The following is a 16,944-nucleotide window of genomic DNA, read 5'->3' on the forward strand; positions in this document are numbered from 1 at the left end:
GGATTGACGAAGTCTGGTTTTACAGGGATTATCCCGGATTGCGTGAGCCAACTTGAGTCGAGAAGTCCTGTGATGGGAGCCCTTCGTCGGTTCAAAAAGGGCATTCAGACAAGCTGGCAAATGTCAGGAAGACACTTTTCGCTGTGGTAACAGATTGCCAGCAGCGATTTACTTAAGGCAGGGATTGCCAAGGATGTCGTATCACCTCATCGACGCAGTCGAGCGTCTGGGTTGCCCACGGTTACTGGTCGTTGGCGATCTCATTCTGGATCGTTACGTCTGGGGTGATGCCGAGCGGATCTCCCAGGAAGCTCCGGTCATTCTGCTGCATGAACAGCGTCAGGAACTTCGGCTGGGCGGTGCTGCGAACGTCGCCCAGATGGTCAAAGGACTCGATGCCGAAGTTACCTTGCTAAGCATCATTGGAGCTGATGAAGAAGGGCGGCAGGCCTGCCGCGAACTGGAACGACTCGATATTGATTCCGGCTCGGTCTGTATCGATCCCTCCCGGCCAACGACGTTGAAAACACGCTACATGGGGAGTGCGCAGTACCGGCATCCTCATCAGATGTTGCGTGTCGATCGGGAAGTTCGCAATGCGATTGACTCTCAGTTGGCAAACCGATTGCTCAATCAGATTCTGCCCCATTTGAAAGACTTTCAGGCCATCCTGGTTTCCGATTACGGCAAAGGTCTGTGTACACAGGAGTTGCTTGAACCATTGATTGCGGCTGCTCGAAAGGCGGGAATTCCCGTCGTGGTCGATCCCGCCAGTCATGGAAAATGTGCCGCTTATCGCGGTGCCACATCCGTCACACCCAATCGCCTGGAAACCACGCGTGCCACGGGAGTTGAAGTGCGCACGGTGGAAGATGCCTTCGTTGCCGGTAAAAAGCTCTGCGAACTGATGTCGCTCGATTACGCATTCGTGACGATGGATCGTGACGGAATTGCGCTGGTGCACAAGGATGGAACTTCAGAACATCTTCCGACCCGGCCGCGCGAAGTCTGTGACATTACCGGCGCTGGCGATATGGTCATGGCCATGATTGGCGTGGGCTTGGGAGCCGGATTGGCACCTGCCGATCTGGGGCGGCTGGCGAATGTCGCAGGCGGGCTCGAAGTCGAACAAATTGGTGTGGTCGCCATTTCGCGGGAAGAGATCCTCACCGATCTCATGCGGACCCATCGACATGCCGAAGGAAAAATTCTGAACGTGCCGGCACTGCAACGGCATGTCAGTGCCCGGCAGAAGACTGGCCAGAAAGTTGTTTTCACCAATGGCTGTTTTGATCTGCTCCACGCCGGCCATGTCAGTTACCTGACGGAAGCGGCCTGCGAAGGCGAATGCCTGATTGTGGCGATCAATAGTGATGACAGCGTCCGCCGACTGGGGAAAGCTCCCGATCGACCAATTTTCGATCAGGAGTATCGCGCCCGCATGCTGGCTGCACTGGAAGTCGTCGATTACGTCGTTGTCTTCGATGAAGATACCCCTCACGCCTTGCTGCATGCCTTGAAGCCCGATGTCCTGGTGAAGGGCGGTACTTACTCAGCCGAAGAAATTGTGGGCCGGGAGGTCGTGCTGGCTTACGGTGGAACTGTGAAGCCGATGGGGATGGTTGAAGGTCTTTCGACCACTCAGATCGTCCGCCGACTTCGCGAGCAGGATGCGACTGTGCTTTCGCTGGCGGCACATACTCAGGCAGTCGGTGCACCAGCATCGGCTGGTCATGTGGATCGGAAAGCGGCATGAAACGGGCCATTTTCATGCCCAATTGGGTCGGTGATGCGTTGATGGCCACACCGGCTTTGCGTGCCTTGAGATCGACGTTTCCGGGCGATGAAGCGGTCGCGATTCTGCAACCTTACGTGGCAGAGGTTCTCGCCGGCACAGGATTGGTGGATCGTCTGATTCTGCGCAGCAAAACATCGAAGCGTCTATCGGAGCACTCGCCGCCAGTTTTCTCGGGTTGGTCGCTGATTTCTCAATTAAGAAAAGAACGCTTCGACGAAGCGATTCTGTTTCCGAACTCATTGCACTCTGCGTGGCTGGGCTGGGCCGGTGGAGCCAGAAAGCGAATTGGCTTGAACCGGGATGGGAGGGGACTATTGCTCACGCAGCGCATTCCTTCCAGTAACAAGAAAATTCCTCATCCGGCGATGGAGGATTATCTGCAGATTGTCGAAGCGGCCGGGGCCATGGTGCCTTTGCCCAGACAGGCACGCATGGAACTGGCATTAACGGAACCAGGCCAGTTCGCGTGGAAAGGTTTTCTCGCGAAGGAAGCCGCGATTTCCGCTGCACCAGGGATTGTGGCCTTCAATACGGGTGGTGCCTTTGGTGCTGCCAAAGACTGGCCGACAGAATCTTTCGTCGAGCTGGCCCGAAAAATCATCAACTCGACAGAGTACGCCGTTGTTGTGCTCTGTGGCCCGGCAGAGAAAGAGAAAAGCATCGAAATTGAGTCGCGTGTGAACGATCTTCGCGTGCGGTCCTTAGGGCGCGAGTCACTCTCATTGTCGCTGACGAAATCGGCGATTGCCGGTTCCAGGATGCTGATTACCACCGATTCAGGCCCCCGGCATTTTGCCGCTGCCTTGAATGTGCCCCATGTCGTTCTCTTTGGCCCGACCCATCAGGCCTGGAGTGAAACATGGTCGCCCCTGTCGACTTCGATTCAACTCGCCATGCTCTGCGGCCCCTGCCAGAAGCGAGTTTGCCCACTGGGGCATCATGATTGCATGCGTCTGCTCAAGGTTGATCTCGTCTGGCGAGAAATCCAGCGGCAATTATCTCAGCGGAAGGCTGCTTAGAAGGAGAGGCAAAATGCGGATTGCACTCGTCCGTCGCGTTTGCTCGCTGAAAAAAGCAGGGGCCGAAAGGTACTGCATCAATCTCATGCGGCAACTCAGGGCCAAAGGGCACGAAGTCACCATCGTGGGAGAGTCGATGGATGATTCCCTGAAGGCTGAAGCTGCTCACTTAAAGGTGCCTGTTTCGAAGTGGACTTCCTGGACCAAAAACCTGAGCCTCGCCCGCAATGCAAGGAAGGTCTTTGCCAATCAGGGCTTCGATATTGTGCATGGGCTTTCTCGTGTCTATGGCCTCGACACTTATCGGCTCACTGACCCGCTGCAGACGCATTGGCTTAAAGTCTTTTATCGGGGCAAGATGCAGCAGTTCCTGCAAAGGTTGAATCCCAGACATCGCACCATTTTAAGAATAGAGAAGCAGCTCTTCGGGCCAGATGGCCCCAGACGCATCATCGTCCAGTCAAAACTCGATGAGAGGCTGCTCAAGGAGTATTTTGACGTCGATCCCAAGCGTCTTTGCCGTGTCACCAATGGGGTCGATACAAAGAACTTTCATCCCGATTATCAGCATGAACGGCTGGCAGTGCGGGCTGAGTGGAAGATTCCTGATGAAGCGCCGCTGCTGACGTTTGCTTCGATGGATTTCCGCCGCAAAGGTCTTTCGCGATTGCTCCAGGCCATGTCGATTGCCCGAACGAGCGGAATGTGGCTGATGGTCATTGGTGACGGGGATATTGCCCGATTCAAGGCCCTGGCGGCCTCTATGAATCTGGCTGATCGACTGGTGTTTACGGGTCGCCAGCAGGCCATTGCCAGGCTCTATGCTGCCAGCGACCTGTTTGTCCTGCCCACAATTTATGAACCCTTTCCGAATGTGAATCTTGAAGCCATGGCGTGTGGCATTCCTGTGATCACGACGGCAACGGCTGGCGGGGCGGATGCGATTGAACCAGCGATCAATGGCTATGTCATTGCCTCACCAGACGATGTCGAGTGTCTGGCTGATCGTATTGATTTTCACTTCGGTCGTGGAGAGACACAGTTACGACTGATGTCGGCCGCCGCTCGTTCGACAGCCCTGCGTTACACGCCCGAAGCGAACGCTGAACAGACATTGGCCGTCTTTCAAGAGGTGCTCAGTGAAAAAGCGGCCGCTTGAAGTTCATGATGCCGGTCGAGTCGAGATTTTCGCGGAAGATGCCCCACTCTTTCGAGAACATGGTCTGCTTTCGGCAGAGTCGTTATGGCATCTCTCCAGCGAGACCGCCAAGAATCTGCGAGCCGAACGCGTCACCAGTCGGTTTGAACTCCAGCAGGCTGATGGAACTCTCCGCAGGTTTTACATCAAGCGGCATTCTCCCAGCTCACTTAAAGAATGGATTAAACCCCTTCTGAGAGGTCAGTGGCCACAATTAGGCGCACAGCATGAGTGGGAAGCCTTGTGGCTGTTTGTTGAGCATCAACTGCCGACCATGCAGCCGGTGGCTCTGTTTCGGCATGGACGATACAGCGGCCTTATCACGCGCAGTCTCGAAGGATCCGTTAAACTCTCGGAACTTTATCGGCGGCAGCAACTTTCGGCACCACAGGAGCAGCTTCTGCTTGAAAATGTGGCCCGACTCACAGCCCGGATGCATGGCCAGGGATTTCATCATCAGGATTACTATCTGGGCCATTTAATGGTTCCTGAAGCGGATTTAACAGCCACGCCGTGGATCATCGATCTGGGGCGAGTTCGCCATTGCCGAAAACTGGCCCGTCGCTGGATTGTGAAAGATCTTGCCCAACTCAATTACAGTGCATCGCAGATCTCCGGGCTCATGCGTCTGCGTTTTCTCAAGCTGTATCTGGGCCGATCATTCGGTCAACACGATCTCAGCCTCATCCGTTCGATCATGGCCAAGACCAGTCGAATTGCCAGACATTCCCGCAAGAACCAGCTTTGATGCCAGGTGATCTGAAGCTTCTTTGTGCCATGCTTGCGGCTCTGAGCAAGCATGCTGGACGGACTCTCAAAGCCTCATGGATACCTGGGAACCGTAGTACATTCAGGCCTTCTTCAAGAAATTTCCCAAGAGATAACGGCGCTGTATTGGTCGCGAAAACATGCTTGCCCAGAGCTGCAAGCATGGCACACAGCCGTCAACGATCAGAGTCCAATGATCCGGGGGCAACCGAGGACGTTTGACCCCGGCCAGCCGGCCGAAAGTGTATTTCGGAATATCTCTACGAGGGCAACGAAAAATCCCCAGCGACATTCTTGTCACTGGGGATCATTGTCTGACTCATTTCAGATCACGGCAAATCAGTTGGTGGCGGGCTTCACATCCTGATTCTGGGCCTTCAGGTAGGTCAGCAGGTCCACCAGTTCCGAAGGAGCGATTGACGAAGCAGTCCCTTCTGGCATGCTGCTCATCTTCTGGACAGCCCGCTCTTCGACATCCGCCTTTGCAATCTTGCGGACAATCTTGCCATCGAAAATCTCGATGGTGGTGTCGTCTTCCTTCACCAGCAGGCCTGAAACCGCCACACCGTCGGCAGTAATCAGCAGCGTCGCCCGATACTTGGGATCGACTTCCGCATTCGGATCGATAATCGATTCGACGATCTTGATGGGCTTCAAGCGTTTGGCCACGCCCGCGAGGTTCGGGCCATACTCCCGGCCTTCGCCATTTCCGACCTTGTGACACGAAGTGCAGTTGCGAACGAAAATCTCGCGGCCGCGGTTGGTATCTCCCGAAAGATCAGCCAGCCCCGTCATCGCTTTATTTCGCTCTTCTTCAGGCTTGGGTTCCGCACTGAGCAATGTCGTGATGAACGGCAAAGCAGCTGCCCCTGATTTCGACGCGGAAAGAATCTGTGTCACAATCTCTTTCGAGCGAGGTGGTGCAGGAATCTTCCCCGTCAGGTAATCCGCACGCCACAGTGGTTCGTGGGCAGCGAGTGCATGGCGGATGGTGTAGTCCGCCCAGTAATCGGCTGGCTTTTCAGTCATCGCCAGCACGGCCTGCGAAGCAGCAGGATCATCGTAGTAGCTCAGTCCGCGAGCTGCTTCCGTGCGAACGCGGGGATGTTCATCGCGGGAAGCAGTGATCAGCAAGGACAACGCATCGGGAAGCTCGTCACGGTAATCAGCCACAATGTGTACAGCAGCAGCCCGCGCGTTGGGATGAGGCGAAGCCAACAGAGCCTGAATCAAGGCTGGATCATGCTGATGATGACTGGCCAGCACCCACATGGCTTCGCATTGCAGGCGAGGATAATCCTCAGACTTCGGATCGAGCTTGGCGAGCCAGGCCTTCACGCCGTCAACTACCTGCTGGGTCGGTCTGCTATTGAGTTCATTACGGGCGCGGTAGCGGGTCCGCCACTCGTAGACTTTGGTCTGATCAAGGAGTTCTTCAATCGACTTGCCATGCTGTGTCACAGGAGTCAGCAGGGGACGATCCTTCGCCACCAGGCGATAAATGCGACCGCGGGTATGATCGCGATTCGGATCGCGCTGCGAATACTGCATGTGACCAATGAGCGCGTTGGCCCAGTCACCAAACCACAAGGCACCATCCGGGCCAATTTGAGGATCTGCCGGGCGGAAGTGCTTATCGGTGGAGGCAATCAGGTCGTCGGGTTTTCCATCAGTCAGTTTCATTCTCTTGCCTGCGAATCCACCGCCATCATCGTTGATGGTGAAGCGGGGCATGCCGTTCATGTTGATCACGCAGGCATAGGTGAACTGCTTCTGGACGCTTTCCGGGAACTGTCGGCTGACGAGCCATTCGCATCCCAGAGCCGGTCGCATCCCTTCCTGATTGAAGACCATATTGAGGCCGGTTCGACCGCGGAACTGAGCACCGGAAAGGGGGGTATCCCACGCGTGGTTGGCGGTTGTGCCATCGCCCACAATCCCCTGGCCCCATTCATCGAAGACATAGCACCACATGTTGTACTGGCCGGGGAGTGCGAACTGGCGCATCTTTTGCGACCTGGGGTCGAAAACATACGCGCCACCATTCCCCTGACTGCGATGCGGGCCCCAGGGTGTTTCCAAGGTTGTACTGGTCGCAATCCCTTCGAGCATGTGGAGCAGGCCGCTATTCGACCACTCGAAGGCACTGCAGGTGTGGTGAGTATCATCAGTGGCCCAGCCATCGATGAGATGCACGACCACATCGGCCTTATCATCACCATCTGTATCCTTGAGCCACAACAGTCGAGGCTGATCGACAACCAGCACGCCACCATTCCAGAACTCGAAACCTGTGGGGCAATGGAGCTTGTCGTAGAAAACGGTGCATTTATCAGCTTTGCCATCCTGATTGGCATCTTCCAGAATGATCAGGCGGTCATTTGGCTTCGCGTCGCCAGGCTGCCACTGGGGATAAGTGGGCATACAGGAGACCCACAGCCGACCTTTGTTGTCGAAGTTCAGTTGCACTGGCTTGGCGAGTTCCGGGAACATCGTTTCATCAGCAAAAGCCTTGATTTCAAAGCCTTCGGGAACCTTGGTCTGTGCGATCAGTTGCTCAGGTGTCAGGTAACGCAACTCGGTCGCTTCGGAGTAGGCTTGCCGGGGATTGCCGAAGCGGGTGGGTGGAACGATCAGTTCCCCCGTGTTGTCGTCATTGGGCTTCGAGGCGGGTTTGCCACTGGCCAGATCCCAGATGTACTGATCACGCACTGCGGCCATATTGCGGATCTTCACATATTCGCGCGGGAATGTTTCTGTATCCCAGGTCCGGCGGCCACCGTAAACATACCAGCCATTGAGCATGCGGTAGTCTTGCAGGTGGATCCACGATTTATCGTTAACAGCACTGCGCAACTCCTGATTGATCGAGCTGAGTTGACCCAATGCGGACTGGCCGAACGCACTGGCAAAGAGGAGCTTGGCAACCGCCAGATCACCCTCTTCGTTCAAGTGGCAGCCATTGATCGTGTGCTGCAGACCTGTTTGAGCATCGAACAAGGCCTTGGAACCAGCGAAGACATCGATGCAGGCGAGCTTGTTCTGGGCAGCGACATCGCGAACCGCCTGGGCATAGAGGGCGAGGTTCGAGTTTTCGGCGTCGCCTTTCGGAAGCAGCGGCTCTCCAGAAACTTCGAAGGCCAGGGGTGTCACCAGCACAAATCGAGGGGGCGACTTGGCATCGTCGCGAGGATATCGCTGAGTGGTTTCCTTAATGAACTTCTCGTAATCCTGCTTAAACTTTTCGACCCCTGCCGGGCCTGCATACGATTCATTAAAACCAAAGAAGCAGATGTAAGTATCTGCACCGAAAGCTTTTTGAGGATCATCGAGATTGGTGTAATCGCTCGAGCGCTGATGAATCGAAACTTCTTCCGCCGGGCGGCCAAAGTTGCGAATCACCAGCTTCTTTTCTGGAAACTTGCTGTGCAGCAGCGTCTCGAAATTGCCAAACAGATTCATGCGTTCGGCAAAGCTGTTCCCCAGAAAGGCAATGCGCTCACCCTCGATGAACTCCAGTGGCACTTTGCTGACGGGAAGATCTGGCCGCTTGGGACGCGGAGGAACCGCCAGTAGTTTTTCGGCCAGTGCTTTATCCGGAGCTTGCGCCAGTACCTGAGGCATGCCAGTGAGCGATTCGAGCGAAAGACTCTCTGTGAGGATTGCCCCACCCAGGCTGGCAGCAGCGAATACCGCCAGCGAAGTGATGGCTCTGCGGCTCTGCCAGAAATTCCAAGTCATCATCGATTTCAAGGTCATGCGTATTGTCCTGCAATTCACGAAAGGTGATTTCTCATCGTGGCGACATCACTCGAATCCACTCTGCTTACAGAAAGAACCTGTTTGCAGAGCATCAACTGTTCAATAACCGTCAATTCTGTTTCGAGATTCTGTCATAAAAAGTCAGAAGTTACCATTTTCGTGGCAAATGATTCCAACTTCATGAATGAATCTCGGTCGATGACCACTGACGATTATTGTTATTTTGGGAAAGTTGTAATTGGGGAGTAAAAACCAGGCGGGTTGATATCAAGAAAATTCCATGTGACAGTTTGCCAGACGAGCCTGTGCGAAAGCAATCACGAATGTTTGAATGTCTGATGGATCAAGGCCGGATTTTCTGACGCCCCTTCTGCCAATTGCCTCCCTGAATCAATTAACATTTCCTTCTGTACGAGACTTTTCCAGTAAACGTGATGAGAAAACGAGCAAAATTGCGCGACTGCGATTTCCCGGCCTGTTGCAGGCGGTATGAACTTTCCAGAATACGAGTATGGAAGATCTCACCCAAAAACTTCAGCAAGCCTTACAGCTCGCCTCCCGAGCACTGCTGAATGAGCGTGTGCGACCTGGCCTGGCCCATTGGGAAGGCGAACTCTCGACCTCGGCATTATCCACAGCCACAGCTGTAATGGCCTTGTTTCAGTATGCCAAATGCCAACAGGCCAGTGGGCGTCTGCAAAAGGTGTTCGATGGGAAGTCTGAAGGCGACTGGCGACTGATCGAACAAGGTCTGGCGTGGCTCCTTCAGCATCAGCTGGCCGACGGCGGCTGGGGCGATACTGACAAAAGTATCTCGAACATCAGTACCACCATGCTCGCCCATGCCACGCTGGTCGCTTGCCGGGAAGCTGTCAGACAAAAAAGTCTGGTGCTGAACGCCAGCGATATCGACGCCGCCATTGAGCGGAGTGGCCGATTGATCGAAGAGTTGGGGGGCATTCAGGCGATTCGTGATCGATACGGGAAAGATCACACGTTTTCAGTCCCTATCCTGACCCATGCGGCACTGGCTGGGCTGGTGTCATGGAATGAGATCCCCGCACTCCCTTATGAACTGGCACTGTTGCCGCATCGCTTTTTCGAGGTCATTCAGCTCCCGGTCGTTTCGTATGCCTTACCCGCTCTGATTGCGATCGGGCAGACGCTGCATTTGAGGCAGCGCACGTGGAACCCGTGGTGGTGGGTGCGGCGAGCCGCCATTCCGGGCACATTGCAGAAATTGCAGAGTATTCAGCCGGAAAGTGGAGGTTTTCTCGAAGCGACTCCACTGACGAGTTTCGTCACGATGTGCCTAGCGAGTGTCGGACGTGTCGATCATCCCGTCACACAGGCAGGGCTTAAGTTTATTCGTGATTCCGTCCGGCCCGATGGAAGCTGGCCCATCGATACCAATCTGGCCACGTGGGTCACCACACTTTCGATCAATCATCTGGGGGCTGAGGCCTTTTCGTCGGACGAGCGTGAAGCTCTGATGCGCTGGTTGTTACAGCAGCAGTATCGAACTATGCACCCCTATACGAATGCTGCTCCCGGCGGATGGGCCTGGACGAATCTTTCGGGGGGTGTTCCCGATGCTGACGATACCCCCGGAGCCATGCTGGCTCTGATGGAACTCGACCGGGTTTCTGTTTCCTCGCAAGAGAGTCTTTCGATTGAACAGGCCCTCTATCAGGCTGCGCTGTGGCTGATCAAGCTGCAGAATCGCGATGGTGGCTGGCCGACTTTCTGCCGAGGTTGGGGAGCACTCCCTTTTGACCGCAGTTCGAATGATATCACTGCCCATTGCCTGCGGGCGCTGATTCAATATGAACGCAGGCTCAATGACGTCACTGTTGATGCCACTGGCGATACCACTTCCAGACCACTCGCAGTCGAAGTGCCATCCCCAAAGTTGCGAGAGCAGATGCAGCGAAGCATTCAGCAAGGCTTTGAGTATCTCGAAAAGACGCAGCGGGAAGATGGGTCTTGGCTGCCATTATGGTTTGGCAATCAGCACAGCCCCGATGATGAAAACCCCTTGTACGGCACGGCACGAGTGCTCCTGGCCTATGCTGATGCCGGTCTTGAAGGAAGCTCGGCAGCTTTACGCGGCTGTGACTGGCTGGTGAGACATCAACATGCGGATGGTGCCTGGGGGCCCGGTACATCCATAGAAACTGCTGATACCTCCGATGCCGAGTCCGATGTCGAAGGAGAACCCGCGAGTATCGAAGAGACGGCTCTCGCCTTGATGGCTCTTTGTCGCTTCGACGCTACTCATAACGTCCTGCATCGCGGCGCTTCGTGGCTCATTACAAAGGTTGAAAACGAGACCTGGCGCGAACCGACGCCGATTGGTTTTTACTTTGCAAAACTCTGGTACTACGAAAAACTCTATCCGCAGGTCTTTACGGTCGGTGCACTCAAAGCTCTGGCACTGCGACTGGGTTCAGCGTTGACGACAGTCTCGGAGAATGAACCTGCTCCCAGTTCTGCGGAACCACCGATTCCGCCCATTGCGACTGATCGAGTGGCTGACTCAATGCATCTTCAGCGAACATCACCTTCGATCAATCTAGCGAATGGGGGCATCACCCTGGCTTGAGAGCGTCTCGAATGAAATCATATCGCCATGTGGGTTCAATGATCCGCTGGCTGCAGTTCCTGCTGTTGTTGGTCGTGTGCTGGATGGTCATGACGTTCACACATGAAGTTGGTCACATTCTGGCGGGGTGGGTGGCCGGTGGGCATTTGCACTCGGCCGATTTACGCCCCTGGCACCTTCCACAAAGCCACTTTGAGCCCAACCCTCATCCCCTGATCACTCTCTGGGGTGTCCCGTTGTTAGGCATTGCCATCCCGGTGCTGATCGCAGTCATCGTGCGGCATCGACTGGCCTGGATGATTGCTCACTTCTGTATCCTCAGTAATGGGATTTATCTGGCTGTCGCGTGGTACACAGGAGACAGCCACCTCGATACCGCGAGACTCTTTGCGGCGGGCAGTTCGCCAGTGATTGTCGGTATTTACTGTGCGCTCACCATCAGCACCGGCTATCTGCGCTTCCGGAGAGATTGTATCAACTTTATAAGTGATGCACCGACAAACGAACGGAAGAAAACACATGCTCAGTCACAGTGAGATGTGTTACCAATTCCCGTCAGTTTTTTGAATTTCTCGTTCGGCGTGCTGATGACTTTTCCTGCTGGTGTCAGTTCATGCACGATCCAGGCGGCTGCCGGGTGATGTTGCATGAGGCGGGCTCCTTTTTCGTGGCCGAGAATGCATAGGGTCGTGTCCAAGCCATCGGCATCGATGCCATGTGGTGCAATCACGGTCGCTTGAATCTGCCGCGTGAGACCCATTCCAGTGGCAGGGTCGAGGATATGGGAGTAGCGCACGCCGTCGATCTCCAGGAACTGAAATTCGTCGCCCGCTGTCGAGACACAACAGTTTGACAGATAAACGACAGGAGAATCTGGTTCTTCTGAGTTTGCTGCGCCCAAGTTCTTGACCGGCGTTGAACTCTCGACATTTTCAGCAGAGGCCGTGCGAAACTTCGGGATTGGCATGAGAACTTTCCAGCCCGATGTTTTTTGAGGACTCGATGAAGCAGCGTCTGGTGATGGAGGAGCATCCCCCAGTGCCAGATCACCACTGACGGCGACGGCAGAAATTGGCAGTCCTTCGTGTTGCAGGATCTTTAGTGCCTCTTCGGCTACATATCCCTTGGCGATGCCGCCAAAGTCGATCTGCATCCCGGGCTTAAGCAGCCGCACCATGTTGCCGTCCGGCGAGAGGCAGACGTTCTGCCAGCCCATCGACTCGCGGGCTGCGGCAATCTGCGTGGGTGTCGGTAAACTCTGCTTGCGGCGTGCCCGGCGCCACTGTTTCACCAGTTGACCGATCGTGACATCAAAGGCACCGTCCGATTCACGGGCCAGACGGACCGACGCCTGCAGGCAAGTTGAGAGATCCTTTGAGATGGGCACAAACTCGGCATGAGGGGCACTGGCACAGAGCCTCATCACTTCGCTCTGGGGATCGTAATCACTCAAAATGCTGTTGAGTTCATCAATCCGGGGCCAGACTTTGGCAAAGGCCGTTTTCGCACGAGTTTCGTCGGGAGCGTAAGTCTGCAGGACGACATCGACACCCAGCCGAATGGCCCGGTCAGAGAACAACTTCAAGGGGGGCGAGGCGGGTGTTTCCTCGGCATAGGTTCTTCGGTCATCCAGGCAGGTGAAGCCAATTGGCAGAAGCCATGCAAGAAGTGCCAGAACCTGCCAGGCGTGCCTCGATATCTGATGAGAGCGCGGCGTAAAAGCTGACGTTGAGGCGACTATCACTGATGTTCTCCGATGCTTTGTCACCCGGATGGAAGTGACGAGCGGCCTTGAGTTGCAGTCGTTTCGAGTTCAATTCCCGGGTTCAATTTCCGGATTCAATTCTCTTGGCAGGAAGGTTTTGACAGAAAATGCAAAGTCACGGTGTATTGTGGCTGGTCACTGAAAAACTCAATCATGACGACGATTTCCACCAGATTTAGCCAGTTCCCAGGTCATATCAGATTTGCCGGAGGGTTCCGGAGAGGTTAGACTGGTAAACCTGCTAACAATCTCACCTTGATCCCTGCCCATAATGTTCTGTTTCTTTTGGTTGATGGATGAAGCTGGATGCATCACTGGATCCAGTCATACGTTGACGAAAGATTTTTCAATGAGTCAAGGTGTGTGCGAACGTAGATTCTCGAAGTTTACCAGCAGTTGGTAAACCCATTGATTTTCAGGAACAGCGAATGCGTTTGAGAACATTCATGATCGATCTCGTCGGGCTTCGTTCAGTGCTTCAACTGGCGGTCGCGATGGCCGTCGGTACATCGGCCGTCACAGCAACAGCCGCTGACCCGTTGCCACCGAGCATGAAGCCTTATACCGAAACGATTGGCAATACCGACATCACCTTCAAGATGCTCCCCATTCCCGGTGGGGAATTTGTGATGGGGAGCCCCGATTCGGAAGAAGGCCGCAAGCCGGATGAAGGTCCGCAGCATACCGTGAAGATCGAGCCCTTCTGGATGGGTGCGACGGAAGTGACCTGGGATGAATACGACATCTGGTCGTACAACCTGGATATTCAGCGTCGGCAGTTTACCGGTGAAGCCCCCACGGCACGTGATAAAGTGGCCGACCTGGTTGCACGGCCGACCAAGCCTTACACCGATATGACGTTTGGCATGGGCCAGAAAGGCTATCCCGCCATCTGCATGACTCAGCATGCAGCGAAGAAGTATTGCGAATGGCTTTCGGCCAAGACCGGACACTATTACCGTTTGCCGACGGAAGCTGAGTGGGAATATGCCTGCCGCGCAGGCACAACCACCCCTTATTCCTTCGGCGACGATGTCTCGAAGTTAGGGGATTATGCGTGGTACTTCGAGAACTCCAGCGAAAAGTACCAGCAGGTGGGCCAGAAGAAACCCAATCCGTGGGGCCTGTTCGACATGCACGGCAACGTCTCTGAGTGGTGCATAGACAAGTATGATCCCGAGTTTTACGCCACTTTCAAGAAGGGTGAGATCCCGGTCAATCCTGTGAACATCCCTATCACCGAGTACCCACGTGTCGCTCGAGGTGGATCATGGGATGATGATCCCGAAGTGCTCCGCAGTGCATCACGCATTCCTTCTTCGGATGAATGGAAGATTCAGGATCCGAACCTGCCCAAGTCGGTCTGGTACATGACCGATGCCTTGCAGGTCGGCTTCCGCGTCGTGCGGCCGCTCACGCCTCCTTCAGCCGAAGAGCGTAAGGCGAGAACCTACGATGCCATTCTGCCATCGGATGCTCGCGAGAACCCTAATCGTAAAGTTGATTGAAGTCATTCGGGGTGGTCCGGCCAACATGTGGCCGGGTGGTCGTGCGATGGGCACGATCACAAGAAGCTGCGCCATACGCGTTCCATCTAACGTGTGACGTGGAGTAGAATCAAGTATCTGGGGTCGAATGAAGTCTCTGCCCTCGACCACGCGGGTAAAGACCACGCCCTTACGCAGTGTTCTGATTTGGGGCCTTCAGGGCGTGCCACCCGTTGGCATATTGAGATAGGGGAAGACCCTCACCCTGCGCTCTCCCAAGAGGACGCGGGCGAGGGTTCCAGAGGGTACTCTCAACCGGATTGGGTGGTCTCTTCGAGTTTGTTGAAGCGTTCGTGAACCAAACGCCTGAGCGTCAAGAATTCGGGGGTATCGAACTGCCCGGAATCAATGAGTGACGTGGCCAGAGCCCGGGCCGTTTCGACGAGTTGTGCATCACGGATGAGATTGGCCCTTTTGAGTGGGGTCTGGCCATGTTGCCGGGTTCCCAGAACATCGCCATGTCCGCGAAGCTGAAAGTCGGCTTCCGCCACAGCGAATCCATCGTTGGTCTGTTCGAGTGTCTTGAGGCGGGAAAGGGCATCGGGGTCGGTCGACTTCGTGAACAGAAAACAGAACCCCTGCCTCGAACCACGTCCGACACGCCCGCGAAACTGATGCAGCTGCGATAGGCCAAACTGTTCGGCATGATAGACAATCATCTGCGTTGCGGAAGGGACATCCACACCCACTTCAATCACGCTGGTGGCCACGAGCACATCCAGTTCATGTTCACGAAACTTCCGCATGGTTTCGGCTCGTAACTCGGGGGACATCCGGCCGTGCAAGAGCCCCACCCGAAACTGAGCCAGCTCTTTGGATTGCAAACGCTGGTACAGGTCCTCGGCGCTTTCCCAGGTCTGAGGAGCGGCTTGAACAATCTGTGGCGACGACGCTTGTTCGGAACTGCGGGTCGTTTCCACTTTGGGGCAAATCACGTAAGCCTGTCGACCTTCCGTCAGTTTGCTTTTGAGAAAATCCCAGGCTTTACGGGCACTGGGTGCATCGGTCACGACATGCGTGGAAACGGGTTGTCGCCCGGGAGGCAGCTCGCGAATGATGGATAAATCCAGATCGCCAAACGCAGTCAGGCACAGTGTGCGAGGGATGGGCGTCGCAGTCATGACCAGCATGTGCGGGATGGTTGAGCCCTGGGCAAAACGCGCACGCTGCTCGACGCCGAACTTATGCTGCTCATCGATCACGACCAGTCCGGGCTTTGAAAATTTGACACCTTCCTGAATGAGTGACTGCGTACCGACAATCAATTGTGCTGAGCCCTCTTCGATTTCCGAAAGGGTTGTGCGTTTTTGAGCAGCCGTCAAAGAACCTGTCAACAGGCGACGCTCGACCTGGCTTTCGGCGAGCAACTCTTCGAGCGTTTCAAAATGCTGCCTGGCGAGAATCTCTGTCGGCGCCATCAGTATGGCCTGCATGCGGTTGGCCACAGCGACCAGCATGGCTGCAATGGCCACAGCCGTTTTTCCCGCGCCGACGTCGGCTTGAAGGAGTCGATGCATGGGCCGCGTTTTCTCAAGATCTGTGAGAATCTCTTCGAGAGCCTCATTTTGTCCGTTCGTCCATTCAAAGGGGAACAGGCGGGCAATGCGAGCGCGAATGCGTTGATCAGCGGGTAAGGCAATCGCCTCCTGCTGTTCAATTCTCATGCGCCGGCGCAGTGCCAGCCCCAATTGAAATTCGAGGAGATCTTCGAGCAGCAAACGCTTGCGGGAACGTTCGTACTCTTCGAGAGATTGCGCCACATGGAGGCCACGGCAAGCCTCGCTGCGAGCCGGCCATTGATGAACCTGGCGAAAGCTGGCGGGAATCGGGTCGGTCAACAGGTGGGCACATTCTTCGACGGCGGCTCTGGTCATCCGTCGCATTTCGTGCATGGAGATCCCTTCAGTTAAGGGATATCGCGGCAGAATGCCGGGGCCAGCCTGTTCATCGTCCGATTCCAGCCGCTGGACAAGCGGATGAGACATTTCCCACCGTCCATCGCGAAGTTTCGGCTGGCCTGTCACCAGGAGGACGCTATCGGGTTCATACTTCCGAAAGACATAGGGCTGATTGAACCAGACGCAGCGCAAATAGCCACCATCGGCTTTGAGCAGGATGCCTACCATGCTGCGGCCACGGGAGATCCGGCTATCGCGGTCGACGACTATGCCGCGGAGAGTCTGTGTCGTGCCTTCAATCAATCCTTCGATGCGGGTGGTTCTGGTCAAATCCAGTACATCACGCGGCATCCACAAGAGGAGATCTTCGACAGTTAAAATGTCGAGCTTCGCCAGTAAAGCCGCTCGTTGCGGCCCCACGGTGCGTAAAAATTCCACAGGAGTCGAGGGGGAAAGTTCTGCCACAACGGCATTCTAGCCCAAGTTCGCCTGCCGACGGAATTGACGCCGGGAAACTCGTCACATAGCCTGACAATAACTCCCAACGACGATTTTCTCTTTCGTCGATGGAGTGACAGTGTCAA

General features: G+C 55.2%; 10 protein-coding genes. 7 read left to right on the plus strand and 3 right to left on the minus strand.

Features of this window, described 5'->3' with window-relative positions; all coding sequences use genetic code 11:
- The first annotated feature begins 193 nt into the window (after positions 1-193).
- The 4 genes from rfaE2 to PLIM_RS04700 are packed head-to-tail and all read left to right on the plus strand — an operon-like array spanning position 194 to position 4,763.
- Complete coding sequence (rfaE2, locus tag PLIM_RS04685; RefSeq protein WP_013109173.1) at positions 194-1,756, plus strand: D-glycero-beta-D-manno-heptose 1-phosphate adenylyltransferase; 1,563 nt, start codon at positions 194-196, stop codon at positions 1,754-1,756.
- Positions 1,753-2,817, plus strand: coding sequence for a lipopolysaccharide heptosyltransferase II (gene waaF / locus PLIM_RS04690; protein ID WP_013109174.1), 1,065 nt, complete (start codon positions 1,753-1,755; stop codon positions 2,815-2,817). The genes rfaE2 and waaF overlap by 4 nt, the downstream gene beginning before the upstream one ends.
- Positions 2,818-2,830: 13 nt before the next feature.
- Complete coding sequence (locus tag PLIM_RS04695; RefSeq protein WP_013109175.1) at positions 2,831-3,976, plus strand: glycosyltransferase family 4 protein; 1,146 nt, start codon at positions 2,831-2,833, stop codon at positions 3,974-3,976.
- Positions 3,957-4,763: a lipopolysaccharide kinase InaA family protein gene (locus PLIM_RS04700; protein WP_013109176.1), complete on the plus strand. Its 807-nt coding sequence runs from the start codon at positions 3,957-3,959 to the stop codon at positions 4,761-4,763. Before PLIM_RS04695 ends, PLIM_RS04700 begins: the two co-directional genes overlap by 20 nt.
- Before the next feature lie 359 nt (positions 4,764-5,122).
- On the opposite strand, the gene PLIM_RS04705 is transcribed toward PLIM_RS04700, so the two are convergent.
- On the minus strand, positions 5,123-8,542 hold the full coding sequence (locus PLIM_RS04705) for a PVC-type heme-binding CxxCH protein (RefSeq protein ID WP_013109177.1): 3,420 nt from the start codon (positions 8,540-8,542) through the stop codon (positions 5,123-5,125).
- A gap of 514 nt (positions 8,543-9,056) precedes the next feature.
- Between PLIM_RS04705 and PLIM_RS04710 the strand changes: the two genes are divergently transcribed.
- Both PLIM_RS04710 and PLIM_RS04715 read left to right on the plus strand, forming a co-directional pair.
- Positions 9,057-11,150 carry a prenyltransferase/squalene oxidase repeat-containing protein gene (locus PLIM_RS04710; protein ID WP_013109178.1) on the plus strand — a complete coding sequence of 698 codons (2,094 nt, stop codon included), beginning with the start codon at positions 9,057-9,059 and terminating at the stop codon, positions 11,148-11,150.
- An 89-nt stretch (positions 11,151-11,239) separates the two neighbouring features.
- Positions 11,240-11,686 carry a zinc metalloprotease gene (locus PLIM_RS04715; protein WP_041402960.1) on the plus strand — a complete coding sequence of 149 codons (447 nt, stop codon included), beginning with the start codon at positions 11,240-11,242 and terminating at the stop codon, positions 11,684-11,686.
- Here PLIM_RS04715 and PLIM_RS04720 read toward each other — a convergent pair.
- Positions 11,674-12,894: an FAD:protein FMN transferase gene (locus PLIM_RS04720; RefSeq protein ID WP_013109180.1), complete on the minus strand. Its 1,221-nt coding sequence runs from the start codon at positions 12,892-12,894 to the stop codon at positions 11,674-11,676. The genes PLIM_RS04715 and PLIM_RS04720 overlap by 13 nt on opposite strands.
- Positions 12,895-13,343: 449 nt before the next feature.
- Between PLIM_RS04720 and PLIM_RS04725 the strand changes: the two genes are divergently transcribed.
- On the plus strand, positions 13,344-14,423 hold the full coding sequence (locus tag PLIM_RS04725) for a formylglycine-generating enzyme family protein (protein WP_013109182.1): 1,080 nt from the start codon (positions 13,344-13,346) through the stop codon (positions 14,421-14,423).
- Between the two features lie 290 nt (positions 14,424-14,713).
- Here the strand turns inward: PLIM_RS04725 and recG are convergent, their stop codons facing one another.
- Positions 14,714-16,825 carry an ATP-dependent DNA helicase RecG gene (gene recG, locus PLIM_RS04730; RefSeq protein ID WP_013109183.1) on the minus strand — a complete coding sequence of 704 codons (2,112 nt, stop codon included), beginning with the start codon at positions 16,823-16,825 and terminating at the stop codon, positions 14,714-14,716.
- Positions 16,826-16,944: the final 119 nt, after the last annotated feature.

The sequence above is a fragment of the Planctopirus limnophila DSM 3776 genome, assembly GCF_000092105.1.
Taxonomy (GTDB): domain Bacteria; phylum Planctomycetota; class Planctomycetia; order Planctomycetales; family Planctomycetaceae; genus Planctopirus; species Planctopirus limnophila.